Source organism: Bacillus sp. CGMCC 1.16607 (genome assembly GCF_042683745.1).
Taxonomy (GTDB): Bacteria; Bacillota; Bacilli; order Bacillales; family Cytobacillaceae; genus Pseudoneobacillus.
Genome location: NZ_JBHUJX010000036.1, coordinates 130,608 through 154,751, shown reverse-complemented (window position 1 = coordinate 154,751; position 24,144 = coordinate 130,608). Strand labels below are relative to the sequence as shown.

Sequence of the window (24,144 nt, the reverse complement as noted above, 5' to 3'; positions counted from 1 at the left end):
GCGGAAAAAGATAATCAATAAATGATATATCCGCGCACTTTATAGATATATCCGTCTATTTTCGAAGTATATCCGTCTATCGCACATTTATATCCGTCTAAAACCGCATTATATCCGCCAATTTCACAATTCTGTCGCAAGTGTTCGTTAATCCACCTCACCTCCCAAAATACAAAAACTCTGCCCTAAAATAAGACAGAGTTAAAATATTTCAATATCGAGTGAGTTTACTTGTGAAACGAGTAGTTCTTCATAAACTTTTTGCGCTAAATAGGAGATCTCTTGGTCATTTACTTTTGGATTTTTCTTTTTGACATCAGCGATTAAGTCTTGCTGTACCTTTTGTGAAAGGACGATCATTTCATATTGCCGTTTTTCAATGTCCCAAAACTTTTCTTCGCCGAATTCTTTAATCATGTTCTTGGCAATCTCATGGCCGTCATATTGTTCGCGGACGGTTTTTAGTGCAGAGTCCACTTCTTCCGCTGTTGCTTTGTGCCCTTTTTCCTCACCTAATAGCGCCATTGCTCGAAGGCGAATAATTTGCGTTAACAGCTGGTTTTGATTTTCGTTCGCTTTTTCTTGGGTATCCCAGTAAGCGAGGGAATTCTCTAATTCTTTACCAGTATATTTCGCCTCGTCGACCTTGCGACTGATGGCAATGTGAAGCGTGTTAATGAAGCGGTAAAATTCGATATCTTCAGATGTAATGAGTTTACCATTAATCATTGCCACCCCAGGGCTTTCTTCCACCTTATATTGAATGACTTTTTCAAATGTTTTCCCGTCGCGATCAATCGTATAAACAACTTCCCAGTCGCCCTCCATTGGTAGCTCCACTTTACTTGCATAAATACCATCTTTCCCCTCATCAAAGGCTACTTCGGTTGTTCCGTGATCCATATCGACCATCGATAACTCAGCGGAAATCTTTAAACCTTTCACCACTTTTCTATCTTCTGTCACTTTAATTTCGAAGGGCATTTCTTTATTTTTTGAAAAATATAATGGCTTTGTTGTTTCGATGTCGACATTTTGCTTGGCACTACAGCCAGCTAGCAAAATAAACATAGAGATTAAGCTAATAATGAGCCAATTTCTCATGATTCCATCTCTCCAAGCTTTTGAATTTTTAAAAATTGCTCCACAGTATATTTATTGATAATTCCGTTGTCTAAAAAGGCAACATGGGTGCAGACTTGCTTAATTTCATCAAGGTGATGGGAAGACAATAATATCGTTTTTTGCCTTAAATTCTTTAATACTTCCAATATCTCTTTTCGACCGATGGGATCAAGTCCACTTGTAGGCTCATCTAAAATTAAAATGTTCGAATCTTGATATAGTGTAATCGCAAGTCCTAGACGTTGCAGCATACCTTTTGAATACTTTTTAATTGGGAACAGGCGGTCTTCCCACAGTCGCACGGATTTTAGCACCATTTCTATTTTTTCTTCATTGATTTTTCCGTTCGAAGCCTTAGCGAAAAAAACAATATTTTCATAGCCAGTTAAAGTAGGGTAGAGGGCAAATTTTTCAGGCAAGTAAGCAATGCCGCTCTTCCAAATATCACGACCGTGCCTTTGCAGGGCACCATTAATAGTAATCTCACCTGTTTTCACAGGGAGGAGACCAAGCAAGCTATTTAATAGTGTTGACTTGCCAGCGCCGTTTCGACCGACGAGTGCACAAACCTCATTCGTTTCAATTTCCAAACAAACACGATCAAGTACCACTTTTTTCCCGAAGGACTGTGTAAGATTTTCAACTTTAATCATTCGACACCCTCCTTACGATGGAAGATCAATGCCAGAAGATAAGAAATCATGACCCATACCACTATATTTCCAAGTAAAAAGACGGCTGGGTTTGCCCATAAAAAGTTTTGCAGTAATTTGGACATATGACCGACGGATACCACCCCAATTCCACCTTCCAAAAAGATACGGGCGGCTTGAAATGGATTTAAAAAGTAAAAAAGGGAGAAAAGCTTTACATTTTCATATGTCACTTTTTCCAAAAACGATAGCATCATAAAGTCATGTAAAAAGAAGAAGTAAAACCAGACGAAAATCGTCAACCCAACAATCTGCATCCGGGAGCGACTAATGCTTCCAATGAATGTTCCAAGCATTAGGAAAACAATCATGACCGAGCATAGTGCAGTAAGAAAAAATAAATAACTTTTAACATCTAGTATGAGTAAAAACTTTAAAGGAACTAAATAAATGAAAAACCATATGAGAACGGGATTAAGAAACACGACGATAATGCTCACACTTTTCTTCCATAAAAAGCTGGCAAAGGTTTCTCGTTTCGTCAGTAGCATTATCAGTGTTTTCTGCTCTTTTTCTTGGAAAATGGAAAAGGAACCAAGGAAGAGGCAGAGAACGGGAATGAAATAAATAAGTGTATCAAATAGATGTAAAAGTAAAAAGTAAAATCCTTGATCCACGGCAAGAACAGACGATTTATACATCATGCTGATGGATAATAGGGCGATAATGCCCATCGCCAGCCATAGTCCTTTACCTCTTATATTTTCTTTCCATTCCTTCCAAATATAGTACATAGCTGATGTCTCCCTTTGTATAAAATGGCTAATAGAGCCAATCCGATAACCCCATACAAGCCTAATCGATTTTCATTCTCATTGGAGGAGATAAGTGGATGTTCATCTTCAAACATGACTTTATCTCCATTTAAAAATTCGTTCATTTTTTCGTAAATTTTGAGAGCAGGACTTTTTAAGAAAAAAGAGGTGAGTTCTTGATCCTCCATTAATTGATAAAGGGAGGAACGATATGTGACAGGGAAATCTCCTAATCTATCCTGATTCAAGTCTGGTAATGGAAAATCGCTTCCCCAGTCATTTCCTTTGCCATTTCCACTCCATCTGTTTTTCCCTTGCCCACCAAGGGCAACCGCTGGGATGGTATTCTCCGTAATTTGGTTTTCTGTGAAAACTTGGTCGTTGGAGCTTGCCCAAAGCTCGATTCCAATTTGATTTTGGATAATTTTATTTTTGCGAATTGTGTTTCCAGTTGATTGATCAATATATAAACCTCTTTGATTTAAATAAAAGGTATTGTTTTCAACGGTAATGTCATTGGCTGATAATAGTAGAATTCCAAAGGAGCGGTGGCCATAATTAAATAAAAAATGATTCTCCTTTAACTCGATTGATTTTGAGTTCATAATAGCAGCCCCGCCTGTATTCATCGTAAATGTATTGCCAATAAAGCGATTTTCGTCAGAGTACATATAATGGAGGGCATATCTTGTTTTTGTAATGGAATTTTTAATTGTTTCATTGCCGTTGCCATAATCAAAAAACATTCCATCCCGGGTTCCTTCAATGGTGTTATGTTCAAGCAAATTATCATTGGCGTAATATACGTGAATACCGTTTCCTTGCCCCGCAATCTCCCCTTTTCCTAAACCTTTAATATCCACATATCGGATTTTATTTTCATGGGCCTGACTTAAATAGATTCCGTGAAAAGAGTCACGAATAATGATATGCTCAATCGTATTTCCGTTAGAGTGAATCTTAATGGCAGCAAACTCTTCTGGGGAGTTTCTGTTCATACTGCTGTGGGTGACTTTTAAGTGACTGATTTTTACCCCAGGCGCTTTAATGGAAATGACATTTCCTGTTCCATCGCCTTTAATAACCGTTTGATCAGTGCCGATAATTTCGATTGGTTTATCGATGACAATATTTCCTTCATACGTTTTGCCCTCAAGCTTTAATACATCTCCTTCTTTCATTGCATCAATTTTCTCTTGTAATCTATCAGCAGCCTCCGTTGCAGATGGGAAGAACCAGATTAAAAAAGGAATGATGAAAAGAAAGAGCTTTATGTTTTTCATGACGGTTTTCGATCCTTCCATAAAGGAATTAATAATAGTACAAAGGCCGCAATAATAAAATAAGTGCCCATTTCTAAAGTACTGTAAGTGACAAAATTAGCTAAAGTATTCTCCCCAATGATCGGCGGGATAAATGGGTCCACTTTAATAGGAGCGGTGGGACTTAAATTCGTTCCGAAATTTTTTAACCAACGATAAAGGTCAAAAACGCCAAGTGCACCACCAATGATGAACATTCCAATTAATCCGAAAAGAATCGATTTTTTTCTTAATATGGCTGTAAGAGCTGTGAGTGCTGCTAAACCGCCAATTAAGTATTTAAGATATTTCAGCTCTGGAAAGTTGGCTTCACTAAATTCCGACATACCGATGTAATGGTTTAAACCGTTAACGATATCAATTTCCCCTTTTAATTTATCTGGGTAGACAATAATATTTAATCCTTCTGGATATTGGGGAGCAATAAATTTCATAGCCCACCATGGGAAAAATAGGGATGCGACGATTAATCCGGCTGCAATAAGAATGAATATACTTGATGTGATAGATAATTTACTGCCATTCAAAGGAACCACACCTTTCATTTAAGAGAAGGAGGGTATCAAGATGATTGATACCCTTCTTGAAAATTGTCCAGCGCAAGCGTCCTAGCCCCGATGTACAGGATGGTCGACAATGCGACAGGACGTCGCGCTTTTCTTATGATCATTAATTTTTAGGTTTAACTAAGAAGTATCCAGTCATTTCTTGGTGCAGGGCTGAACAGAAGTTTGTACAGTAAAGTGGGAAGGTACCTGCTTTATTTGCTGTAAATTTAACTGTATTTGTTTGTCCTGGTTGGACTTCGATGTTTAAGTCGTATCCATTGATGGCGAATCCATGAGTGATATCTTGGTCGAAGTCAATATTTGTTAAGTGAATCGTCACTTCATCGCCTTCATTTACTTCGATTGTATCTGGACGCTTCGCTTTTGAATCGAAGATAAATTTCGAACGCATCGCAATGCCGTATACATCTACTTTGTTACCGTTACGAACAATCTTCGTTTGATCTTGCTTATAAACCGCCTCTTTGTTCTTTTCATCTTTCGGGTAAACGGTGATTGTTTTGATCTTGTCTGCTTTAATCATTTGTGCATAGTGCGGCTCTGGGTTAACCGGTGCGGATTGGATGACTTCCATTTTGTCGCTAATATCAATTAATTGCATCGACTCTGGATGTGAAGGTCCTACCGATAAATAGCTATCTTTCGCAATTTTGTTTAATGCGACTAAGTATTTTCCATCAGGAGCAACCGTGTCGCCCTCAGCAGCAACAGAGTGACCTGGTGAATATTGGACAGGTACGCGGTCTAATGTTTCACCTGTGTTTGGATCCCATTTCACAACTTCAGAAGAAATGAACATGGTTGTGTAGGCCATTCCTTTTTCATCAAATTGTGTATGAAGAGGTCCGAGCGCATTTTCAGGGTTTACTTCTCTTTCTACAACCGAATCATAGTTTAAAATGGGAATCCCATTACGTTCGCCAGCAAAGTCTTTATTTTCAACTGCTTTGAATGCCTTTTCAAAAGAGAAGACTGTCATTGCTGGTGCAAGTTTTCCAGAGGCGATAAAGCGTGTTCCATCAGGAGTTACGTCCACGCCATGTGGTGATTTCGCAACAGGAACTAAGTAAATTCCGCCTTTATGCTTTTCTGGGAAAATCATTTTTTGACCTGTGACTTCGTCGTATTGACCGTCCTTCACCATTTTCTCAAGCTCTTTCCAGTTGAAAAGAACGATAAAGTCGCGATCGGCTTGGGAAGCATTAATTTCAAGATTTGTTGTCGCTTCTTCTGTGTTGTATGTAGTCATAACAGCCCAGTCACCTGACATCTTTTTACCAGCGTCAGAAAGGTCATAGGACCAAGGTGGAAGGGCGACTTGATAGGCAATATTTAGCTTCTCGGATTTTTCATCAAAGGTTACTGCGGACATAACGCCTCTGTATTTATTGCTGTAATCATCTAACGGTGCATATTCATGACCGATCGGCACGGCAAAACGTGTTGGTAAGAACATGTACTCAGTATTCTGAGTAACGAAAGCGGCACAGTGAGGACCACTTGTGTTCGGAACACTTATAATGTCCCGAGTAGTAAAAGTTTCTAGGTTCATAACTGCAGCACGGCTATTTCCGACGTCCGTTGCAAACATGTATTTTCCATCATAATCACCATCTGTTTCTGAGAAAGCAGGGTGATGAAGGTCTCCCCAATTGTAGCCGCCCATCATTTTTTTAGAATGGGTGTCGAATCCGTAACCTGTTGCCGAGTCTGGTGAGAAGACAGGAACCGTTCGGATATGGCGCATGGACGGAACACCGTAAATGAACATTTGACCAGAGTGACCACCAGAGGCAAATAAATAGTAATCATCTTTTTCCCCGAATGGTACATATACCTTTTCTGCATTGCTTTTGTTTCCGTTATCCTTGGCAGCCTCGCCCTTTGGTCCTGGTGAGAAATCCGCGAAAAAAACGGTCGCTGCCATTAGCCCAGCAACTAAGCCAGATGCAGCCGGAATCCACTTCTTCATTAATAAAGCACCACCTTAATGATTTATAAAATTTTTATTACTACTGTTATTTAGATGAAGCCTCTTTCAATAAATCAACGACTTGTGTAATTTCTTCATCTGATAGTGGACTACCACCGATGACGCTTGACATAACAGCTGATGTAGGTTGTTTTAGGAATTCGTTAATTGGTTTACCATGCTTGCCTTCTACATTGTTAAAAGCCTGTGAAAGATCTGGACCTGTTGCTCCGCCCTTTAGATTTAAGGCGTCAACGGAGTGACAGCCTAGGCAGCCTTTTGAAGAAAGAATACCTCCGTCGGCAGCAACTGTTTCCGTACTTTCCTCTTTGTTTGTGTTTTCGTCCTTGCTTTCAGTGGCTTGTTTGTCGGGGGTATTGGACTCGGTAGTAGCAACGTCTTGGTCATCGCTTGATTTTCCGCCGATGATATCGAAAGCAAGGTATCCAATTCCTAAACCTAGCAAAGCTGTTATGACAAACTGAATAATGGCTTTTTGCACTTTTATCCCTCCTATTATCCGAATTACATTTTTATCCTACGTTTTAAGAGTTCTAGAGAATGTGATATAGTGCACATGATTTGGAAATATCTGTGAAGGAATTGTGTGTTTTCTGTGAAGGTTTTGTGAAACTGAATTTTTCCAAATAATTCTGTGTATTTATTGTGAAAAATATCACTTCGAAATCATTTTATATTCGTTACTCTTTTCTTAAGAAGAAAGTAATGGAGGTGAGGAAATGTACCGTCAGGAAATGATCGAGCCTCATTTAGCAATTATTACATTCGCTGAGTTGGAGCCATTTATAAGAAAAATTGAGATATTCAAGCATTTGCCTAGTGCCGTCCTTTCTGGAGTTGTTCAAAGAATTAAAAGGACCAAGTATAAAAAGGGACAACGCATTATCGAGGAAGAGACAGAGGCAGAAGGGGTCTTCTTCGTCTTCTCGGGTTCAGTTAAGCTAACGAAACAAGATGAACAAGGTAATGAAATGATTGTTTGTATTAAGAAAAAAGGCGAAATCTTTGCTGAAGCCTGTTTATTTAATCAGTCGAGTACTTGTTACCCAGCTACGGCAGCTATGCTGGAGGATGGGGACATTGCTTTTTTGAATAAGAAGGATTTAGAACTTGAGCTGTTAAATCAGCCAGAGCTTGCGATCCAGATGATCCGTTATATGAGCGAACAATTGCAGGAATTTACAGCTACTTTAAGAGATATCGCTTTACTGGATGTCTATACAAAAACGATTAAAACGTTAGAGCGTCTTGCACAGAAATTTAGAGGAGATCTATTTTCGCGCGACCCGATAGAAATCCCTTTGAATGTACAAGAATTTGCGACGGTTGTGGGTGTTTCCAGAGAAAGCATTAGCCGCGTCTTTTCAAAATTGAAAAAAGATGGATTTATCGATTTGCGCGAACGAAAAATTATTATTACAGACTGGTGTTTGTTTTGTTCGTTGATAAAGCCAGGGTATTAAAGTGTGTGGTCGACCTAGCTTGTCTGGGTCGGCTTTTTTCTGTGGAAAAAGTCAGAGTTTGTGGAGGAAATGTGAAATCGGCGGATATAGTTGGGATATGCGCGGATATAAAGAGAAAAGGGTCGGATATCATGAGGTAATTCGCGGATATATCGTTAAAAAGGTCGGATATAAATCCTTGCTGATGTGATTAGCCTCTTTTTTTGCAAAAGTTCTTCAATTTGTCACATTTTCTAGTAGGAATGGACACCCTTTTGTGGAAAATCTACATAAAACGTATAAGAGGTGATACAGTTTGGTCATAAAAGATCGGTTAATCCCGGAAAAAATTTTACTATTAGCTGCTTTACTAAGGAGAGTGCCCATTCGTCATCCGAAAAGGCATTTAATCGAACAGGAACTCTATCGAAGGATTGCAGGTCTACGAGGAGAAAGAGAGGTAGATAAGAAATTAGAACGAATCTCTCAAACAGACTTTTATATTTTTAGAGATCTACGTCTCCCAATCGGTGACCACTTTTTTCAAATCGATACACTTGTCCTTTCCCCATGCTTTGCACTTATCATTGAAGCAAAAAACATTTCTGGTACTCTATATTTCGATCTTGATAAGCATCAGTTAACTAGAAAAAGTGATGATGGTAGGATTGAAGCATTTTCAGATCCAGTTTCCCAAGCTAGAATGCACCAACAACAATTAACGAAATGGTTCAAAAAGCACAAATTTCCTCAATTACCGATCGAATTCCTCGTGACCATTAGCCATCCAAAAACGATTATTCATGTCACTTCCGAAAATCATTCATATGCAAAAAAAATCTGTAGTATTGCTGGGCTCACATGGGAAATTGATAAATTAAGTGAAAAATACCTAGCTGAAAAAATCAATGACAAAGAACTTCGAAAACTATGTAAAATGCTCCTAAAATCGCATACTCCTCTGTCCTCAGAAATTCTTCAACAATATCAAATAGACCAATCAGAACTAAAAACAGGTGTTCATTGTCCAGATTGTGAATTCTTACCACTAACCTACCAAGCAGGAAAATGGTATTGCCCTAAATGTGGGAAAAGCTATAAAAATGCGCATCTAGAGGCTCTTAAAGATTATTTTCTATTATTTCATCCTACTATTTCGAATTCTCAATTTAGAAGATTTCTTCATATTGATAGTCCTGATATCGCAACAAAAATGCTTAGAATGAGTGGATTAGAAGCTATAGGAAAAGGGAAGGGGCGAGCTTATCAATTGAGTGTAAAGTAGTGAGGCGGGGTGAAACTAGTTATTTGAAAATGAAATAATGTGACAGAAATGTGAAATCGGCGGATATAGTTGGGATATGCGCGGATATATAAAGAAAAGGGTCGGATATATCACTGAAAAAGTCGGATAAACTACATATTTGGACGGATAAAGTTTTCCCACTAAATTTTGATGGTGAAAAATACCTCACAAAAGCAAAAAGTCTAGCGCTATCCCACGCTAGACTCCTTAAAATTAAAATTTATATGTCCAAAAACGCTCGTTTTGCAGCCAAGTTAAGATTTGATCGTCACCTGTTTCGAGTTTTTGCTCTAAATCCTTCGTAAATTGCTCTGTTTGAGAGCGATGGGCGCGCAATGTCGCAAGTTTAATCGGCAATACATCGGTAATTGTGTTCACGATGTCTGGCTTTCCAATTTCCTGTTCACAGTTTTTTGAAAAAGCAACGCAGTGGAGCTTAGGTCGTTCGTTTTCCGCGAGCATACCAACCGCTTTCACGACTGCAGCGCCACAAGCTTCATGATCAGGATGAACAGAATATCCGGGATAGAAGGTGATGACAAGCGAAGGCTTTAGCTCTTCAAGCAAGGAGGTCATCATTCCAACTAGTTTCTCTTCTTCCACGAATTCAACTGTTTTATCACGGATACCCATCATTCGTAAATCGGTAATACCAAGTGCGGATGCTGCCTCTTCTAGCTCTTTTTTCCGAACGAGTGGTAGTGTTTCCCGATTAGCAAACAATGGATTTCCCATATTTCTACCCATTTCCCCTAAGGTAAGGCATGCATATGTAACAGGAGTTCCCATGTTTACGTAAGTAGCGATCGTACCAGAAACACCAAAGGCTTCGTCATCAGGATGTGGAAATACAACAAGTACCTGTCTTTCTTTTTCCATTTGTGATCATCTCCTATTCAAAAGGGGTTCTGCTTACTTCAAGTGCAACGGCGAGTTTCCCTTTAAAATCATATCCAGCCAAGAGAAGTCGTCCTTTTTCATCGATTGTGTAATGAGTGATTCCTTCTGCATAGATCCAGCCGAGTGGAATTTTTATGCCTGCGCGGAAAGGACCAGGCCCAGTTATTTTGCCATGTTCTAGGTGTACATGAGCATTTCGAATATACGCACCTGAGGAGAAAAACGTTTCATCATTGTGGTTTGCATAGGCGCCATTCGTAGTTTCTAAATGAACATAAACCATTTCGTTCGCAAATTGATTGATTGCTTGCTGAACAAGCTCCAAATTTACCGTTTCCACATCTTTTCCCCCTACTTTAAAGTTTTTCCGTTCCTCCATTTTACAAAAAAAGTGAAAGAAAAGCGAAAAAGGAGACTCTACTCAAATAAAAAAAGAGTCAAATCGACTCTTTTTCTTCCATGTTCTTATTTTTCCCCGTAGGTGCGATATGCTCCATGCATTGTTGGCCCAACGTATTCATTTAACTTAAATCCGTGACGAATGGCTGCCGCTGTAAAATCCTTCGCTAGTTGAACGGCCTCCACCACTGTTTTTCCTTTTGCTAGTTCTGCCGTAATTGCAGCTGAGTATGTACATCCAGCTCCATGTGTATACGTTGTGTTGATTTTTTCAGCTTCAAACCATATATGCTCTTGTCCGTCAAAAAGCAAATCAACGGCTTTATCGTGGTTTAGCTTGCTTCCACCTTTAATTAGCACATACTTGGCTCCAAGACTATGGATTTTTTCCGCCGCCAATTGCATTTCATCTAGTGTACGAATTGGACCAGTTTGGGCAAGTTGTCCTGCTTCAAAAAGGTTTGGAGTCACAACGGTCGCACGTGGAACTAACACTTCTCGAAGGGCATCCGTTGTTTCAGGGTGAAGAACTTCATCTTCGCCTTTACAAACCATAACCGGGTCAATGACTACATTTTTTAATTGGTGTTCGTCGATATATTTTGCTGCTAATTCGATGATTTCAACTGAGCCGAGCATACCTGTTTTCATCGCATTAACGCCAACAGAAAGGATCGTCTCTAATTGCGATTCTAAAGTAGAAATCGCCTGTGGGAACACGTTATGATGCCAGCCATTTTTTGGGTCCATCGTCACAATGGTCGTTAATGCTGTCATTCCATACACACCAAGTTCTTGGAACGTTTTCAGATCGGCTTGGATCCCTGCTCCGCCACTTGTATCTGATCCAGCAATGGTTAAGACTTTATTTAATGTCATCGTTTTTCCTCCTTTTATTCCTCGTCATTAGATTATATCAGTATTTTTCACTGCTAAAAAGTATATAGTGAGTGTTATAATTGGCAAAAGAAGTGGTCGAGGTGAAGAAGTTGAACGTAACGGGAATTATTTTAGCTGGTGGAAAGTCAAGTCGAATGGGGACGAATAAAGCCTTACTAAGGATTGATCATACAACGGTTATTGAAAAAATAGTTGAAGAGATGAAGGCGGTTACGACGGAGTTAATCGTTGTCACGAATCATTTTGAAGATTACGAGTTTCTTGGTTTGCCACTTGTTGCAGATTTACGAAAAAATATGGGACCGTTAGCTGGATTAGAAGCTGGATTGATGGCATCGTCTAATGAAAATAATTTAATTATCGCTTGCGATATGCCCTTTGTTTCCCAAACTCTAGCCAAAACACTTATCCAACATTTAGAGCATTTTGATGCCGTTGTACCAAGGATAGAAGGCAAGCTAAATCCACTATTTGCGGCATATCGAAAAAGCTGCCTAGAGGAGATTCAACATTCACTAGATGATAACCAGCTTAAAATGAGATCCTTTCTTGATCGAATCAAATTGAAGATTATAGATGACGAATCGCTTCAGATGGCGTTATTTAATATGAATACACCAGAAGAATATGAAAAAGCCATTCAATACGATAAAATGAATGAGAAAAACAGACGAATAGATCCCGATGAGGTGAGGAAATGAATTTTTTTGAAATAGCGAAAGATCCGATTGATATTCAATCGGTTATTGATAAAGTGATTCAACGGGAAGCGGGAGCGATTACGACTTTTATTGGATCTGTGAGAGAATTAACCTATGGAAAAAAGACGCTTTATTTAGTTTATGAAGCATATGAATCGATGGCTGTTAAAAAGCTTGCACAAATTGGTACAGAAATTGAGACGCGCTGGAGCGGTGCGAAAGTTGCGATTACTCATCGAGTTGGGAAGCTAGATATTACTGATGTAGCTGTTGTAATTGCCGTTTCCACTCCTCATCGAGCAGATTCTTATGAAGCGAATCGTTATGCGATTGAACGAATTAAGGAAATCGTTCCAATTTGGAAAAAGGAACATTGGGAAGATGGACAGGAATGGATTGGCAATCAATTAGAAACGGTTGCGTATCCAAGTGGTAAACCAGAAGGAGGCGATTTCAATGAATAAAGTGCTATTTTTTGCCCATTTACGTGATATCACTGGTAGTGAATCCATCGATATTCAGGCAACGGGAAAAACAGTCGCTCAATTAAAACATGATATTGCTGCCCAATTTGGTTTTCAAAAGTTAGATACAGTGATGACTGCAATTAATGAGGAATTTGCTACGGATGAGGAAATGATTCAAGAAGGAGACACAATTGCCTTTATTCCACCAGTGAGTGGCGGTTAATGGCAAATGATTGGGGGATTTGAATATGTTCGATCGATATTCTAGACAAGAGCTTTTTTCACCAATCGGTAAAGACGGGCAAGCCAAAATCCGCTCGAAGCATGTACTATTAATTGGTGCTGGAGCCCTTGGATCAGGGAATGCAGAGGTATTGACGCGAGCAGGGGTAGGAAGATTAACGATTATTGACCGCGATTATGTCGAGGCGAGTAATCTTGGGCGCCAGCAATTATATACAGAGGAAGATGTGCTCGAGAAGTTGCCGAAAGCGGCAGCTGCCTTTAAAAGACTAACTGCGATTAATTCGTCTGTTCACATTCAACCTATCATCGGTGATGCTAATGTGGAAATGCTGGAGGGATTATTGGGAGACGTTGATTTAATCATTGATGCGACTGATAATTTCGAAACAAGAATGATGATCAATGATCTGTCACAAAAGCATCAGCTTCCATGGATTTATGGTGCCTGTGTCGGAAGCTTTGGCATGAGCTTTACGATCGTACCCGGAAAAACCCCTTGTTTAAACTGTCTTCTTCAATCGATTCCGATACAAGGGATGACCTGTGATACGGGTGGAATAATTGGTCCTACTGTCCAAATGGTGATTGCCCATCAAACGACAGAAGCACTAAAAATATTAGTGGAGGATTGGGATTCGTTAAGGACTTCATTTGTTAGTTTTGATATGTGGAGAAATCAGTATTCGTCTATGAAAATGTCAAAAGCAAAGAAGCCTCATTGTCTTTCTTGTGGCGAACAGCCAACCTATCCTTATTTAGAGCTAGAGAATCATACAAAAACGACGGTGCTTTGCGGTCGGGACACCGTTCAAATTCGTCCGCCAAAAGAACAAAAGCTTGTTTTAAGTGAATTAGCCGATCAGTTAAAAAGACTAGGGTATGAGGTAAAAGGAAACCCGTATCTATTATCGGTAGAGTGGGAAGAGAATAGACTGGTCATTTTTAATGATGGTAGAGCATTAATTCACGGGACAAAGGACCTTACACACGCAAAGGCGATTTATCAGAGAATATTAGGGTAATTAATGAGGCCAGAGAAGTTAGTTTTTTTGACAAACTTCGACCTGTTTCATGTGAAACATTTAAAATGTGTCATTTTTCATCAAATATTTTGACTGGTTAAATGAAGAAATAGACAGAATGAAGGATGATGTGAATGAGTATTTCGATTAGTCACCTTTTAAGGAAAATGGAAAGTGAATTATTTAAAGCGAAACAGGAAGAGAATATTTCAAAAGTACGGGAAAACATCCATTCGATAAAAATATTATGTGAGCTTTTGCTAGAAGAGAACGACACAAGTGTAAATCGGAAGGATGTTGTTTTTTCAACCGAGCAGATTTCCCAGGTCGTATCCTCGCCTTCTCTTACATCCAAAAAGTTGGAGATGGATGAGGAAGCAAATGGAGAGTCATTATTTGATTTTTAAAGTGAGGAGTTTTGGATAATGAAGGTATTTATTATTTTAGGTGCTTTAAACGCCTTTTTAGCTGTAGCACTTGGGGCTTTTGGAGCGCATGGACTAGAAGGAAAGCTGGAACCGAAATATTTAGAAACATGGAAAACAGGGGTAACTTATCAAATGTTCCATGCAACTGGACTACTAATTATTGGGGTTCTTTTAGGGAAGATTCCTGCTAATCAACTATTATCCTGGTCGGGATGGTTAATGTTTATTGGAATTATTTTATTTTCAGGAAGCTTGTATGTTTTAAGTGTAACGAAAATAAGTATTTTAGGGGCTATTACACCTTTTGGAGGCATTGCATTCTTGGTGGCTTGGGTACTCTTAATAGTGGCTGCGGTTAAATATTTATAAAAAAATGTGGACCAGATCCAAATGATCTGGTCCCATTCTTTTATCGAGGTGGGTAACTACTCAAATTAGGGGCTCCTCCACCAAATGGATACTCATACTCGATTTCTTCTTCAAATGTAACATAATCTAAGTACACCATTGGAAGTAAGATTCTTTGACCAGTTTGTGGGTCACTTAAAATGAGATGATCTCTTCCGGCCGCTTCAATAATTCCTTTAAAAATTTTTGCATTCCATTGGCTATTATTTTCGAAAGTGGCGTAAACTTCAACGAGCTTTCCTTTGTTTAAGCGTAAAATATTTTCAATATAGGATTCTTCAATGGGAAGCATGCCTGGCATTTGTTGTCCTTGCCCTTGACCTTTAGGTATAGGGGCATTTTGTGGAAAGGGCACTGGTACTTGGCCTTGGTTTGGACCTCCTGCCTGTGGCATGGCTTGGTATTGAGTATTGAAGTATGGAGATTGGGTACCCGCTCCTGTGTAAGGTTGAAACCCGCTATAATTGTTTGGATACATACTTTTTTCCCTCCTATTATTTGCAGATATATCGTAAAGACCCACTAACTCATAAATATGAAGAAGGAAGAAAAGATATGACAATTGGTCGAAAAAGTAATGTCGGAGCACAAAAAAAATGCCCATAGCGGGTGCTATGAGCAATGTTAATTAAACATAAAGAAACTTAGAAACTTCGTCCTCATTCAATAGGTTTCCAACAAAGAAAGCTCCGAATTCACCGTAACGAGCACTTACTTCGTCAAAACGCATTTCATATACAAGCTTTTTAAATTGAAGGACATCATCAGAGAATAAGGTAACTCCCCATTCATAGTCATCAAAACCAACGGATCCAGTAATGATTTGTTTCACTTTACCAGCATACGAACGCCCGATCATGCCGTGGCTGCGCATCATTTTACGGCGGTCTTCCATCGGAAGCATGTACCAGTTATCATTTCCTTGGCGGCGCTTGTCCATAGGATAGAAACAAACATATTTTGATTTTGGTAATGTAGGATACAGTCTAGCTAAAAATTCTGGGCTTTGCATTGGGTCTTGTCCAGCTGGTAAGTAGTTGCTTAACTCGACAACCGATACATAGGAATGAGCAGGAACAGTAAATTCTGCTAATTTTGTTTTATTGAATTCTGTTTCAATGGCATTCAATTCTTCCATTGTAGGTCGTAAAATCATCATCATAAAATCAGCCTTTTGGCCAACAATTGTATAAAGAGCATGACTGCCTTCTTTGCGAGTTTGGGTACTATTCCATTTTTCAACAAGATTTAGAAACTCGTGAATGGCTGCTTGGCGCTCATCACTAGAAAGCATTTTCCATGTTGTCCAATCTACTGAACGGAAGTCATGTAGGCAATACCAGCCTTCAAATGTTTGTGCTACTTCAGACACTTCAATCACTCCTATAAATCAATTCTATGTAACATCATAACTATATCATAGTTTTTCCAAGAGTCACGTTTATGAACCCATCAGGTGAAGAAATCTAAGGATAATTGTCATTAATTTTTCATAATTAGATGGTACTTTCATTGGAAGGGGATAATATTTTACGAAAAAGTGAACATTTGAAATGTAGACGTTCATGACATTGAATTTTCATAATGAAATAGTATGCTTAATGGGTGAACGTAATAAAAGGGGGTAACTAAATGAGTGATTTGTTCTCAATTTTAAAATCAAAAGTGAGTGGAAAAGGGCTGAGAATTGTTTTTCCTGAAGGAATGGATGAGAGAATTTTAAAGGCGACAAGTCGACTAGCTGCTGAAAATATTTTAACACCTATTTTAATTGGTGATAAAGGTGAGATTTCAGAAAAAGCGAAAACGCTGGGAGTAACTTTGGATGCGGTTGAAATCCATCATCCTGAAACTCATCCACAGATGGAGGAGCTTGTTGCTTCGTTTGTGGAGAGACGAAAAGGAAAGGCGACCGAAGAGGACGCTAGGAAAATTCTACTGGATGGTAATTATTTTGGAACGATGCTCGTACATACGAATCAAGCACATGGGTTAGTGAGTGGGGCTACCCATTCCACAGCGGATACGGTAAGACCGGCTTTGCAAATTATCAAAACAAAGGAAGGCGTTCGCAAAACTTCTGGTGTATTCATCATGGTTCGAGACGATGAAAAATATGTTTTTGCTGACTGCGCAATTAATATTTCACCAGATAGTCAGGATTTAGCGGAGATTGCCATTGAAAGTGCAAAAACGGCGGATATGTTCGACATTGAACCACGAGTAGCGATGCTAAGCTTTTCAACGAAGGGATCGGCAAAGTCTCCTGAAACGGACAAAGTCATTGCTGCGGTAGAGGAAGCGAAGCGGCGCAATCCCGAACTGATTATTGATGGAGAATTTCAATTCGATGCGGCTTTTGTTCCGTCGGTAGCAAAATCGAAGGCGCCTGACTCTGTTATTCAGGGGGATGCAAATGTATTTATTTTTCCAAGCTTAGAGGCTGGAAATATTAGCTATAAAATTGCGCAACGGTTAGGGAAATTCGAAGCAGTGGGACCAATTCTTCAGGGCTTAAATAGGCCGGTAAACGATTTATCCCGTGGATGTAATGAGGAAGATGTGTATAAGCTGGCGTTAATTACGGCTGCTCAGGCATTATAGTTGAGATATTAGGGGAACGGAAGTCTATCTTCCATGGCTATCATGTTATAATGTAAAGATAGTTTTTAACGAGGAGACTGGGCTGATGGTGGCAGAAAATCACCTTTTACATCAAACACAATGGCGAGTTATTGACCAATCTAGTGCTGGTTCACACTTTCATGCCTTACAATCGTTTGGAACCGATGATACTTTATGCGAAGCGGTAGGGAGTGGTGAATCTCCTTCTACAGCACGCTCGTGGGTGCATTATCAAACGATTGTTCTTGGCATCCAAGATACGAGGCTGCCCTTTTTGGAGAAAGGGCTTCAATACGTTGAGGAGCAAGGCTATCAATATATCGTTCGAAATTCGGGTGGATTGGCGGTAGTTTTGGACGAAGGAGTTTTAAATTTAACCCTTATTTTTCAAGAAACGGAAAGAAAAATAGATATTAATAGCGGCTATGATGCAATGTGGGATTGTGTAAAGGAAATGTTTGCGGATTTTGAGGTAGAGATTGAGGCGAAGGAAATAGTCGGTTCGTATTGTCCGGGTAGCTATGACTTAAGTATAGATGGTAAAAAGTTTGCAGGGATATCACAAAGGCGGTTAAGAAACGGTGTCGCTGTTCAAATTTATTTATGTGTCAATGGGAGCGGTAGTGGGAGAGCACAGTTAATTCAAGACTTTTATTCTATCTCGAAGGGGAATGAGCAAATAAAGAATGCTTTCCCTGAAATTAATCCCGATGTGATGGCGTCATTAACTGAGCTGTTAGGTGTAGAGCTTACGATTTCGGACGTCATGCTGCGCTTTTTAACAACTTTAAAGAAAAATAGTGAAAAAATTTATGCAGGGTCTTTAACTCCAGAAGAATTAACTCTATTTGATGGGTATTTTAAAAGAGTAGTGGAGAGAAATGAGAAAATGTTAAATCTAGGATGACAAAGGGTCTGTCATAAATGGACAGACCCTCTTTAATATGGGATGTTGCGCGTTCTCTTCTCCGAATGATTATCTATTTATTCAGCTACTTTTTCTAGGTTTCCATTGCGATCCATTTTGAATTTTGTTGCTGGGCGCTCTTCTTCTTCAAATAGGACGAGTTTTCTTGCGCGGTTCATGATTTTCATTAATGTTTCATAATCTTCTTGCACGGTGTCGGTTTGTTTTTCTAGTTGTTCGATTTTTGCTTCCAATTCTGCGTTGTGCTTTTTAAGTTCTCTATTTTCACGTGATAATCTTTCATTCTCAATTTTGAATGCTTCTCTTTGTAACGAAGAATTCCCTAGATTTTGTAAATAGCGAATGACCATGTCCATTGATAAAGGAGAAGTTTCACTTTTTACATACTGTGGTTGAACAGTTGGTTGTTCCGTTGGCATTGGATATCTAGTCGTTTCAGAAAGTACAGGTTCTCCCTGATTCACTTCAATAGGTTCTACCATATCCATTTCGCCGAATTCTACCATTGTCTCAATCTCTTCGAAAGCTGGTACTGGTGGATTATATAATAGTTTCTTCTTCCCACCTTGTTCTTTTCCGAGAATACGATTTTTTTGCTTACGTTGTTTTTTCGCAAGAGACAGAGCTTTTTCATAACGATGGCGCACTACCGCATTCCAGCGGAACCCACAGGCTGCGGAAGTTCGATTTAGCTTATCTCCAACTTCTTCAAAAGCATTCAATTGTGTGCTTCCTTCTCTCACATGTCTTAATACTGTTTCTGCTAATAGTAAATCATCTTCGTCTGTCCATGCATCTTGTCTAACCTTCATTTTTTAGACACTCCTTCATTATTCAAATAAATTGATATGTTTCAAGATACCTTTTTTAAAAGATAAGAAAGTAAACATTTTCGTACTTCGAAAATTGTCTAGCGCAAGCGTCCTGACCCTCGAGGTCAAATGTTCGAAACACAAAAAGTCAAAGAACGACTTTCTGTGTTCCGAAGCATTTGCTTGTCGGGGCTGTTCGAGGCGCTTTCGCTTTTCTTATATAAGTTGCTAATCTAGTGAGAATAAAAGGTTTCTTTTTTCTGATATTTTTATCATCACCAACTTTTTTCTGTTTTATACTAATCAGGCTGAAAGGATAATAGATTTTTTAAAAGTTAGAGGGTTTCGTTGGTATTGGCTGCACTTGCAATGACTGGAAAGAAGGGGTAAAATACGCATAGGAATCGAAATGCGGAAGCGGCTCGCATAGCCCCGACAAGCAAAAGACGCTTTCAGGAAGAAGGTGTTCTTTACCTTCATCCTGAAAGTGGCTTTTGACCTCGAGGGGCTAGCCGCTGGAGCTAGACAGTAGAAATAAAGAGATATTTTTTCACCGAAAGGGTTGTAATAGAGATGGCAAACGAATTTCGTGTTTGCGATGACTGCCAGGCGGTTAATTTAAAAACACTCATTCCCCGATTAGAGCGATTGGATCCGAATGCAAAAATTGAGATTGGCTGCCAATCCTATTGCGGACCAGGCCGTAAAAAGACGTTTGCATTTGTCAATAATCGTCCACTTGCTGCTTTATCGGAAGAAGAATTAATCGAGAAAATTCAAAAGAAATTAAAATAATGTTCGGAAAGTAAAAATCACCTTGCCTTTTGTTGGTAGAGGTGATTTTTTGGTGAAATTTGGAGAAATTTTGGGTTATAATAAAGTGAAACTTCAATCAGTGGGGGTTGTTTCTCCCCCGCTGATTGTTAGTTGAACCAATCGGGCTTTTATGGGCAGTTAGCCCACACCTAGTCTTTTTCGGTTACAACCTTTAACCTTGAGGTGGGGGTTTTACTGCCCGTTAATGACGGATAAATATATGATGTTACGGCTGAAAGTAGGGGAAACGATGGGGTATGCTACGGAAAAGCTGAGTGAAGAAAAGGTTTTTAAAGATCCGGTGCATCGTTATGTCCATGTTAGAGATCGGGTCATTTGGGACTTAATTGGGACAAGGGAATTCCAGAGGCTACGTCGGATTAAACAGCTTGGAACAACATATTTAACTTTTCATGGAGCTGAGCATAGCCGATTTAATCATTCTCTGGGAGTTTACGAGATTATTCGGCGAATTGTCGATGATATTTTTAAAGGTCGACATGGATGGGTAGAGGATCACCGACTGCTTTGTCTTTGTGCGGGTTTACTCCATGATTTAGGACATGGTCCTTTCTCTCACTCTTTCGAGAAGGTTTTTGATTTAGATCATGAGCACTTTACCCAGGAGATTATATTAGGGGATACTGAGGTCAATCAAGTGTTATCGAAAGTGGCGGTAGACTTCCCTAGGCAGGTAGCGGAAGTGATTGCGAAAACGTTTCCGAATAAACAAGTGGTTAGTTTGATCTCAAGTCAAATCGATGCGGACCGGATGGATTATTTGCAGCGGGATGCCTATTATACAGGGGTTAGCTACGGCCATTTTGATATGGAGCGAATTTTGAGAGTGATGCGGCCTCGGGAAGATCAAGTGGTGATTAAGCAAAGCGGGATGCATGCGGTTGAGGATTATATCATGAGTCGCTATCAAATGTATTGGCAGGTGTATTTCCACCCTGTGTCACGTAGTGCGGAAGTGATTTTGACGAAAATTTTACACCGAGCGAAGCATCTGCACCAACAATATTATTCTTTTAAACACCATCCGATTCATTTTTATTCCTTGTTTGAAGAGGAAACGACCCTAGCTGATTATCTTAAACTAGATGAGTCTGTCATCCTATTTTATTTTCAAATTTGGCAAGAAGAAGAGGATGTTATACTTAGTGATCTATGTCGCCGCTTTATGAATCGAGATCTTTTCCAATATGTTGAATTTGACCCAGCAAAAGAATATAAGAAAATGGCTGAGTTAAGTTTATTATTTAAAAAGGCTGGAATTGACCCTGACTATTATTTAGTGGTCGATTCATCCTCTGATTTACCGTATGATTTTTACCGACCTGGTGAAGAAGAAGAGAGGCTGCCAATTCAACTTTTAATGAAAAATGGCGAAATTCGTGAGTTATCGAGGGAGTCAGAGATTGTTGATGCGATATCTGGAAAAAGAAGGACCGATCATAAGCTATATTATCCAGCTGATGTTCTTTATGATTTCTCAACGAAAAAGAATGCCAAAAAACAAATTATCACCCTTTTAGGACTATAGGTAATTTTTAAAAAGATGGAGTGACGAGCATTGCTGAAGGACCACGCGAAATTATTGAACGCAATTGAAGCAGCAGGAGAAATTACCGGGCGAAAAAAGCTTCAAAAAATCATTTATATTGCTAAAAAACTTTCGTTTCCATTCCAAGAGCGATTTCAATTTCATTTTTACGGACCTTATTCTGAGGAACTTACCTTAAGAATGGAGGAGCTTTGTAACATGGGCTTTATTGATGAGGTAAAAGAGAAAAAAGGTGGATACTTCCAATACCGCTATATGTTAACCGGTGCAGGAAAAGAGTTTCTCCAATTGCATGATGTTGACATGCCATTGGTACAGGAATGCTTACTAGATATGAACGAACAAAATGCTAGATTTCTTGAACTCGTATCGACGGTGTTATATTTTGATAATCTACCTTTAGAAGAAGTAAAAGATAAAGTTTTCACTCTAAAAAGCAAGCAGCGTTATACGGAAGAAGAGATTGAGGAAGCTCATTCCTATATTGATTTATTAAGAGAAAAAGCTAAGCTCCATTGAAAAGGGGCTTAGCTTTACTAGTTGTCCAGCGAAAGCGTCTAAGCTCCGACGTACAGGAAGTACTAGTGTCGACAATGCGACAGGACGTCGCGTTTTTGTCGACCGCTTTTCTAAATGTCCAGCTCCAGCGGCTAGCCCCTCGAGGTCAAATGTTCGATATCCAAAAAGTCAAAGAACGACTTTCTGGTTGTCGAAGCATTTGCTTGGCAAACCAAAAAACGGTTTGCATAAGTGCGACTAGGCCTCTGTCTTCGCTTCTCTCGCCAATCGACCAGTCTTCTTTATCGGGGCTGAGCAAGCCGCTTCCGACGGACAGGATGTCCTAGTGTCGACAATGCGACAGGACGTCGTATTTTTGTCGACCGCTTTTCTAAATGTCCAGCTCCAGCGGCTAGCCCCTCGAGGTCAAATGCTTCGACATCCAAAAAGTCAAAGAACGACTTTCTGGTTGTCGAAGCATTTGCTTGGCAAACCAAAAAACGGTTTGCATAAGTGCGACTAGGCCTCTGTCTTCGCTTCTCTCGCCAATCGACCAGTCTTCTTTATCGGGGCTGAGCAAGCCGCTTCCGCTTTTCTATTCATCACTTAATCGTTTACCACCAACTGCGTAGTGGTTTTTTGACATTTCTTCGATGAAGACGACGATTTTATCTGCCGGTGCACCTGTTGTTTCGCTAACTGCAGCAGTTACTTTTTCAGCAAGTGCTTTTTTCTGTTCTTCGGTGCGACCCTCAAGCATTTTTACTGTTACGTATGGCATTTCTTTTCCTCCTATGTTTGGACATTTCTGTTTGTAGTTTTTCATATCTTTATGGAGAATGCAAGGTTATAAGCTTTGGCATTCACAGAAATTTCATTTCCTTCTGCTTTCATGTATACTTGACACAAGGAAGATGTACGAAAAGGAGCGAAAGAAGTGGAACAATTTCTTGCTTATCCATTATCAAGGATACCTTTTGTTGCGATTACACTCATCATCGCTTTTACGATCCATGAATTTGCACACGCGTTTGTTGCCTATAAATTTGGCGATGAGACGGCTAAGCGACAAGGCAGGCTTACGTTAAATCCGATCCAGCATTTGGATCCAATTGGAACCTTATTAATCTTTATCGTTGGCTTTGGATGGGCACGTCCCGTTCCAGTCAATCGTTTTTTCTTTAAAAACCCACGTCTTGCCGGAATTCTTGTATCCGTAGCGGGACCAATTAGTAATCTGATTATGGCTTGTATCGGATATTTAGTTTGGTATTTACTTCTTTCAACAGGAGTCACTATGCCATCGTTTTTGCCAGAATTCTTTCAAGTGTTTATCGAATTGAATCTAGTTTTATTCGTGTTTAATCTACTTCCGATTCCACCACTGGATGGGTACCGGATTATCGAGGATTTAGCACCTAATGACATTCGGGCTAAAATGACTCAATTTGAAGCATACGGGTCCTTGATCTTTTTAATTCTTGTTTTGACCCCGTTAGATCAATATACGATACATCCAATTTTTCAAACGATCATTCCAGCTCTTGCTGGTAGTTTAAACGAGTTTTTCTATCAGATATTCAGACCTTAAATGAAAGGAGTTTTTCCAAAATGGAAGAGAAAAAGAAAAAAGTAGGCTTTAATATTATTAAAAATGACTCGACAGATGGCCACGGTGGTTTTGGTGTAGGAGCGTTGAGTTTAAATAATGTTTCACCTGTTATTATTGATGTAGAATCAGGAACGGCTTCGATTGAAATTGGTGCGATGCATGCGCGAAGTGATGTGGAAAAGGGAATTAAATTTCTTGCAGATAAAGCCCAAGTTCCGAATGGAAAACTGTATTGGCTTGTATGGGTAACGATTGACCGGAAGGCTGAGGGACCATATTATGCGGGAGTTACGGCATGTGAGATGACGGTGGACCGTGAAATCCGCAGGGGATACAAGTCATTACCTGAGCATGTCAACTATTTGGATAAGTCCATTAAACGAAAAATTATTGTAGAACATATGGACAATGAGTCTAAAAAGATTTTAGCAACATTTTTGAAAAGCCATAATGAAGAATTTTGGAACCACTCTTCTGAAGATTTGAAAAATTCATTAAATGTAGAATAATAATTGTAATTGTGAAATATTTTTGTAGAAAAATATAAGTACTTGCTGATTGTTCTAAAAAAAAGTAAAATTATTATC

29 protein-coding genes are annotated in these 24,144 nt (G+C 39.4%); 15 read left to right on the top strand and 14 right to left on the bottom strand.

Going from position 1 to position 24,144, the window contains the following annotated elements; genetic code table 11:
• Positions 1–201: 201 nt before the first annotated feature.
• The 7 genes from ACFSO7_RS23190 to ACFSO7_RS23160 form a co-directional block, all read right to left on the bottom strand.
• Positions 202–1,104: a FixH family protein gene (locus ACFSO7_RS23190; protein ID WP_377879836.1), complete on the bottom strand. Its 903-nt coding sequence runs from the start codon at positions 1,102–1,104 to the stop codon at positions 202–204.
• On the bottom strand, positions 1,101–1,778 hold the full coding sequence (locus ACFSO7_RS23185) for an ABC transporter ATP-binding protein (protein WP_377879835.1): 678 nt from the start codon (positions 1,776–1,778) through the stop codon (positions 1,101–1,103). The genes ACFSO7_RS23190 and ACFSO7_RS23185 overlap by 4 nt, the downstream gene beginning before the upstream one ends.
• Positions 1,775–2,572, bottom strand: coding sequence for an ABC transporter permease (locus ACFSO7_RS23180; protein WP_377879834.1), 798 nt, complete (start codon positions 2,570–2,572; stop codon positions 1,775–1,777). Before ACFSO7_RS23180 ends, ACFSO7_RS23185 begins: the two co-directional genes overlap by 4 nt.
• Entirely contained in the window at positions 2,536–3,876 is a 1,341-nt protein-coding gene (nosD, locus tag ACFSO7_RS23175) for a nitrous oxide reductase family maturation protein NosD (protein WP_377879833.1), read from the bottom strand. Before nosD ends, ACFSO7_RS23180 begins: the two co-directional genes overlap by 37 nt.
• Positions 3,873–4,442 (bottom strand): hypothetical protein, encoded by a 570-nt coding sequence (locus tag ACFSO7_RS23170; RefSeq protein ID WP_377879832.1) that lies wholly within the window; start codon positions 4,440–4,442, stop codon positions 3,873–3,875. The genes nosD and ACFSO7_RS23170 overlap by 4 nt, the downstream gene beginning before the upstream one ends.
• Before the next feature lie 142 nt (positions 4,443–4,584).
• Positions 4,585–6,456 (bottom strand): Sec-dependent nitrous-oxide reductase, encoded by a 1,872-nt coding sequence (gene nosZ / locus ACFSO7_RS23165; protein WP_377879831.1) that lies wholly within the window; start codon positions 6,454–6,456, stop codon positions 4,585–4,587.
• Between the two features lie 46 nt (positions 6,457–6,502).
• Complete coding sequence (locus ACFSO7_RS23160) at positions 6,503–6,958, bottom strand: cytochrome C (protein ID WP_377879830.1); 456 nt, start codon at positions 6,956–6,958, stop codon at positions 6,503–6,505.
• A 238-nt stretch (positions 6,959–7,196) separates the two neighbouring features.
• Here ACFSO7_RS23160 and ACFSO7_RS23155 point away from each other — a divergent pair, with 238 nt between their 5' ends.
• Positions 7,197–7,940: a Crp/Fnr family transcriptional regulator gene (locus ACFSO7_RS23155; RefSeq protein ID WP_377879829.1), complete on the top strand. Its 744-nt coding sequence runs from the start codon at positions 7,197–7,199 to the stop codon at positions 7,938–7,940.
• 295 nt (positions 7,941–8,235) lie between these two features.
• Complete coding sequence (locus ACFSO7_RS23150; RefSeq protein ID WP_377879828.1) at positions 8,236–9,204, top strand: NERD domain-containing protein; 969 nt, start codon at positions 8,236–8,238, stop codon at positions 9,202–9,204.
• Between the two features lie 234 nt (positions 9,205–9,438).
• Here ACFSO7_RS23150 and bshB2 read toward each other — a convergent pair whose 3' ends face one another.
• From bshB2 to pdxK, 3 genes are all read right to left on the bottom strand, one after another.
• Positions 9,439–10,104, bottom strand: a complete 666-nt coding sequence (bshB2, locus tag ACFSO7_RS23145) for a bacillithiol biosynthesis deacetylase BshB2 (protein ID WP_377879827.1) — start codon at positions 10,102–10,104, stop codon at positions 9,439–9,441.
• 13 nt (positions 10,105–10,117) lie between these two features.
• Entirely contained in the window at positions 10,118–10,465 is a 348-nt protein-coding gene (locus tag ACFSO7_RS23140) for a YojF family protein (protein ID WP_377879826.1), read from the bottom strand.
• 125 nt (positions 10,466–10,590) lie between these two features.
• Positions 10,591–11,403, bottom strand: coding sequence for a pyridoxine/pyridoxal/pyridoxamine kinase (gene pdxK / locus ACFSO7_RS23135; protein WP_377879825.1), 813 nt, complete (start codon positions 11,401–11,403; stop codon positions 10,591–10,593).
• An 80-nt stretch (positions 11,404–11,483) separates the two neighbouring features.
• On the opposite strand from pdxK, the gene mobA reads away from it, so the two are divergent.
• The 6 genes from mobA to ACFSO7_RS23105 all read left to right on the top strand — a co-directional run bounded on the left by mobA (position 11,484) and on the right by ACFSO7_RS23105 (position 14,657).
• On the top strand, positions 11,484–12,125 hold the full coding sequence (mobA, locus tag ACFSO7_RS23130) for a molybdenum cofactor guanylyltransferase (RefSeq protein ID WP_377879824.1): 642 nt from the start codon (positions 11,484–11,486) through the stop codon (positions 12,123–12,125).
• On the top strand, positions 12,122–12,589 hold the full coding sequence (locus tag ACFSO7_RS23125) for a molybdenum cofactor biosynthesis protein MoaE (RefSeq protein ID WP_377879823.1): 468 nt from the start codon (positions 12,122–12,124) through the stop codon (positions 12,587–12,589). Before mobA ends, ACFSO7_RS23125 begins: the two co-directional genes overlap by 4 nt.
• The gene (gene moaD, locus ACFSO7_RS23120) at positions 12,582–12,815 is read left to right on the top strand and encodes a molybdopterin converting factor subunit 1 (protein ID WP_377879822.1); all 234 of its coding nucleotides are present in this window, start codon (positions 12,582–12,584) and stop codon (positions 12,813–12,815) included. Before ACFSO7_RS23125 ends, moaD begins: the two co-directional genes overlap by 8 nt.
• A gap of 25 nt (positions 12,816–12,840) precedes the next feature.
• The gene (locus ACFSO7_RS23115) at positions 12,841–13,860 is read left to right on the top strand and encodes a thiazole biosynthesis adenylyltransferase ThiF (RefSeq protein ID WP_377879821.1); all 1,020 of its coding nucleotides are present in this window, start codon (positions 12,841–12,843) and stop codon (positions 13,858–13,860) included.
• A gap of 134 nt (positions 13,861–13,994) precedes the next feature.
• Positions 13,995–14,267: a YwdI family protein gene (locus tag ACFSO7_RS23110; protein ID WP_377879820.1), complete on the top strand. Its 273-nt coding sequence runs from the start codon at positions 13,995–13,997 to the stop codon at positions 14,265–14,267.
• 18 nt (positions 14,268–14,285) lie between these two features.
• Complete coding sequence (locus ACFSO7_RS23105; RefSeq protein WP_377879819.1) at positions 14,286–14,657, top strand: DUF423 domain-containing protein; 372 nt, start codon at positions 14,286–14,288, stop codon at positions 14,655–14,657.
• Between the two features lie 40 nt (positions 14,658–14,697).
• Here ACFSO7_RS23105 and gerQ read toward each other — a convergent pair whose 3' ends face one another.
• Together gerQ and hemQ are read right to left on the bottom strand one after the other, a co-directional pair.
• Positions 14,698–15,174, bottom strand: coding sequence for a spore coat protein GerQ (gerQ, locus tag ACFSO7_RS23100; RefSeq protein ID WP_377879818.1), 477 nt, complete (start codon positions 15,172–15,174; stop codon positions 14,698–14,700).
• A 150-nt stretch (positions 15,175–15,324) separates the two neighbouring features.
• Complete coding sequence (gene hemQ, locus ACFSO7_RS23095; protein WP_377879817.1) at positions 15,325–16,068, bottom strand: hydrogen peroxide-dependent heme synthase; 744 nt, start codon at positions 16,066–16,068, stop codon at positions 15,325–15,327.
• Between the two features lie 260 nt (positions 16,069–16,328).
• Between hemQ and pta the strand changes: the two genes are divergently transcribed.
• The gene (gene pta, locus ACFSO7_RS23090) at positions 16,329–17,300 is read left to right on the top strand and encodes a phosphate acetyltransferase (RefSeq protein ID WP_377879816.1); all 972 of its coding nucleotides are present in this window, start codon (positions 16,329–16,331) and stop codon (positions 17,298–17,300) included.
• 85 nt (positions 17,301–17,385) lie between these two features.
• Positions 17,386–18,228: an octanoyl-[GcvH]:protein N-octanoyltransferase gene (lipL, locus tag ACFSO7_RS23085; RefSeq protein ID WP_377879815.1), complete on the top strand. Its 843-nt coding sequence runs from the start codon at positions 17,386–17,388 to the stop codon at positions 18,226–18,228.
• A gap of 77 nt (positions 18,229–18,305) precedes the next feature.
• On the opposite strand, the gene ACFSO7_RS23080 is transcribed toward lipL, so the two are convergent.
• Entirely contained in the window at positions 18,306–19,061 is a 756-nt protein-coding gene (locus tag ACFSO7_RS23080; RefSeq protein ID WP_377879814.1) for an RsfA family transcriptional regulator, read from the bottom strand.
• A 573-nt stretch (positions 19,062–19,634) separates the two neighbouring features.
• Between ACFSO7_RS23080 and ACFSO7_RS23075 the strand changes: the two genes are divergently transcribed.
• From ACFSO7_RS23075 to ACFSO7_RS23065, 3 genes are all read left to right on the top strand, one after another.
• A complete protein-coding gene (locus ACFSO7_RS23075) occupies positions 19,635–19,856 on the top strand; it encodes a YuzB family protein (protein ID WP_377879813.1) in 222 nt (73 codons plus the stop codon).
• Between the two features lie 271 nt (positions 19,857–20,127).
• Positions 20,128–21,426, top strand: coding sequence for an HD domain-containing protein (locus tag ACFSO7_RS23070; RefSeq protein WP_377879991.1), 1,299 nt, complete (start codon positions 20,128–20,130; stop codon positions 21,424–21,426).
• A gap of 30 nt (positions 21,427–21,456) precedes the next feature.
• A complete protein-coding gene (locus ACFSO7_RS23065) occupies positions 21,457–21,966 on the top strand; it encodes a YwgA family protein (RefSeq protein WP_377879812.1) in 510 nt (169 codons plus the stop codon).
• A 574-nt stretch (positions 21,967–22,540) separates the two neighbouring features.
• On the opposite strand, the gene ACFSO7_RS23060 is transcribed toward ACFSO7_RS23065, so the two are convergent.
• On the bottom strand, positions 22,541–22,726 hold the full coding sequence (locus tag ACFSO7_RS23060) for a 2-hydroxymuconate tautomerase (protein WP_377879810.1): 186 nt from the start codon (positions 22,724–22,726) through the stop codon (positions 22,541–22,543).
• Between the two features lie 156 nt (positions 22,727–22,882).
• Here ACFSO7_RS23060 and ACFSO7_RS23055 point away from each other — a divergent pair, with 156 nt between their 5' ends.
• Together ACFSO7_RS23055 and ACFSO7_RS23050 are read left to right on the top strand one after the other, a co-directional pair.
• Positions 22,883–23,536, top strand: coding sequence for a site-2 protease family protein (locus ACFSO7_RS23055; RefSeq protein ID WP_377879809.1), 654 nt, complete (start codon positions 22,883–22,885; stop codon positions 23,534–23,536).
• Positions 23,537–23,556: 20 nt separating this feature from the next.
• The gene (locus ACFSO7_RS23050; protein WP_377879808.1) at positions 23,557–24,066 is read left to right on the top strand and encodes a YwhD family protein; all 510 of its coding nucleotides are present in this window, start codon (positions 23,557–23,559) and stop codon (positions 24,064–24,066) included.
• Positions 24,067–24,144: the final 78 nt, after the last annotated feature.

Bases quoted from the DNA above. Each gene is read 5' to 3' on its own strand.
- ACFSO7_RS23110 (WP_377879820.1), top strand. From the start codon at position 13,995: ATGAGTATTTCGATTAGTCACCTTTTAAGGAAAATGGAAAGTGAATTA.
- ACFSO7_RS23070 (WP_377879991.1), top strand. From the start codon at position 20,128: ATGGGGTATGCTACGGAAAAGCTGAGTGAAGAAAAGGTTTTTAAAGAT.
- ACFSO7_RS23190 (WP_377879836.1), bottom strand. From the start codon at position 1,104: ATGAGAAATTGGCTCATTATTAGCTTAATCTCTATGTTTATTTTGCTA.
- moaD (WP_377879822.1), top strand. From the start codon at position 12,582: ATGAATAAAGTGCTATTTTTTGCCCATTTACGTGATATCACTGGTAGT.
- ACFSO7_RS23080 (WP_377879814.1), bottom strand. From the start codon at position 19,061: ATGAAGGTTAGACAAGATGCATGGACAGACGAAGATGATTTACTATTA.
- nosZ (WP_377879831.1), bottom strand. From the start codon at position 6,456: ATGAAGAAGTGGATTCCGGCTGCATCTGGCTTAGTTGCTGGGCTAATG.
- nosD (WP_377879833.1), bottom strand. From the start codon at position 3,876: ATGAAAAACATAAAGCTCTTTCTTTTCATCATTCCTTTTTTAATCTGG.
- ACFSO7_RS23180 (WP_377879834.1), bottom strand. From the start codon at position 2,572: ATGTACTATATTTGGAAGGAATGGAAAGAAAATATAAGAGGTAAAGGA.
- ACFSO7_RS23075 (WP_377879813.1), top strand. From the start codon at position 19,635: ATGGCAAACGAATTTCGTGTTTGCGATGACTGCCAGGCGGTTAATTTA.
- ACFSO7_RS23125 (WP_377879823.1), top strand. From the start codon at position 12,122: ATGAATTTTTTTGAAATAGCGAAAGATCCGATTGATATTCAATCGGTT.
- pta (WP_377879816.1), top strand. From the start codon at position 16,329: ATGAGTGATTTGTTCTCAATTTTAAAATCAAAAGTGAGTGGAAAAGGG.
- pdxK (WP_377879825.1), bottom strand. From the start codon at position 11,403: ATGACATTAAATAAAGTCTTAACCATTGCTGGATCAGATACAAGTGGC.
- ACFSO7_RS23185 (WP_377879835.1), bottom strand. From the start codon at position 1,778: ATGATTAAAGTTGAAAATCTTACACAGTCCTTCGGGAAAAAAGTGGTA.
- ACFSO7_RS23115 (WP_377879821.1), top strand. From the start codon at position 12,841: ATGTTCGATCGATATTCTAGACAAGAGCTTTTTTCACCAATCGGTAAA.
- gerQ (WP_377879818.1), bottom strand. From the start codon at position 15,174: ATGTATCCAAACAATTATAGCGGGTTTCAACCTTACACAGGAGCGGGT.
- lipL (WP_377879815.1), top strand. From the start codon at position 17,386: ATGGTGGCAGAAAATCACCTTTTACATCAAACACAATGGCGAGTTATT.
- ACFSO7_RS23060 (WP_377879810.1), bottom strand. From the start codon at position 22,726: ATGCCATACGTAACAGTAAAAATGCTTGAGGGTCGCACCGAAGAACAG.
- ACFSO7_RS23105 (WP_377879819.1), top strand. From the start codon at position 14,286: ATGAAGGTATTTATTATTTTAGGTGCTTTAAACGCCTTTTTAGCTGTA.
- bshB2 (WP_377879827.1), bottom strand. From the start codon at position 10,104: ATGGAAAAAGAAAGACAGGTACTTGTTGTATTTCCACATCCTGATGAC.
- ACFSO7_RS23050 (WP_377879808.1), top strand. From the start codon at position 23,557: ATGGAAGAGAAAAAGAAAAAAGTAGGCTTTAATATTATTAAAAATGAC.
- ACFSO7_RS23155 (WP_377879829.1), top strand. From the start codon at position 7,197: ATGTACCGTCAGGAAATGATCGAGCCTCATTTAGCAATTATTACATTC.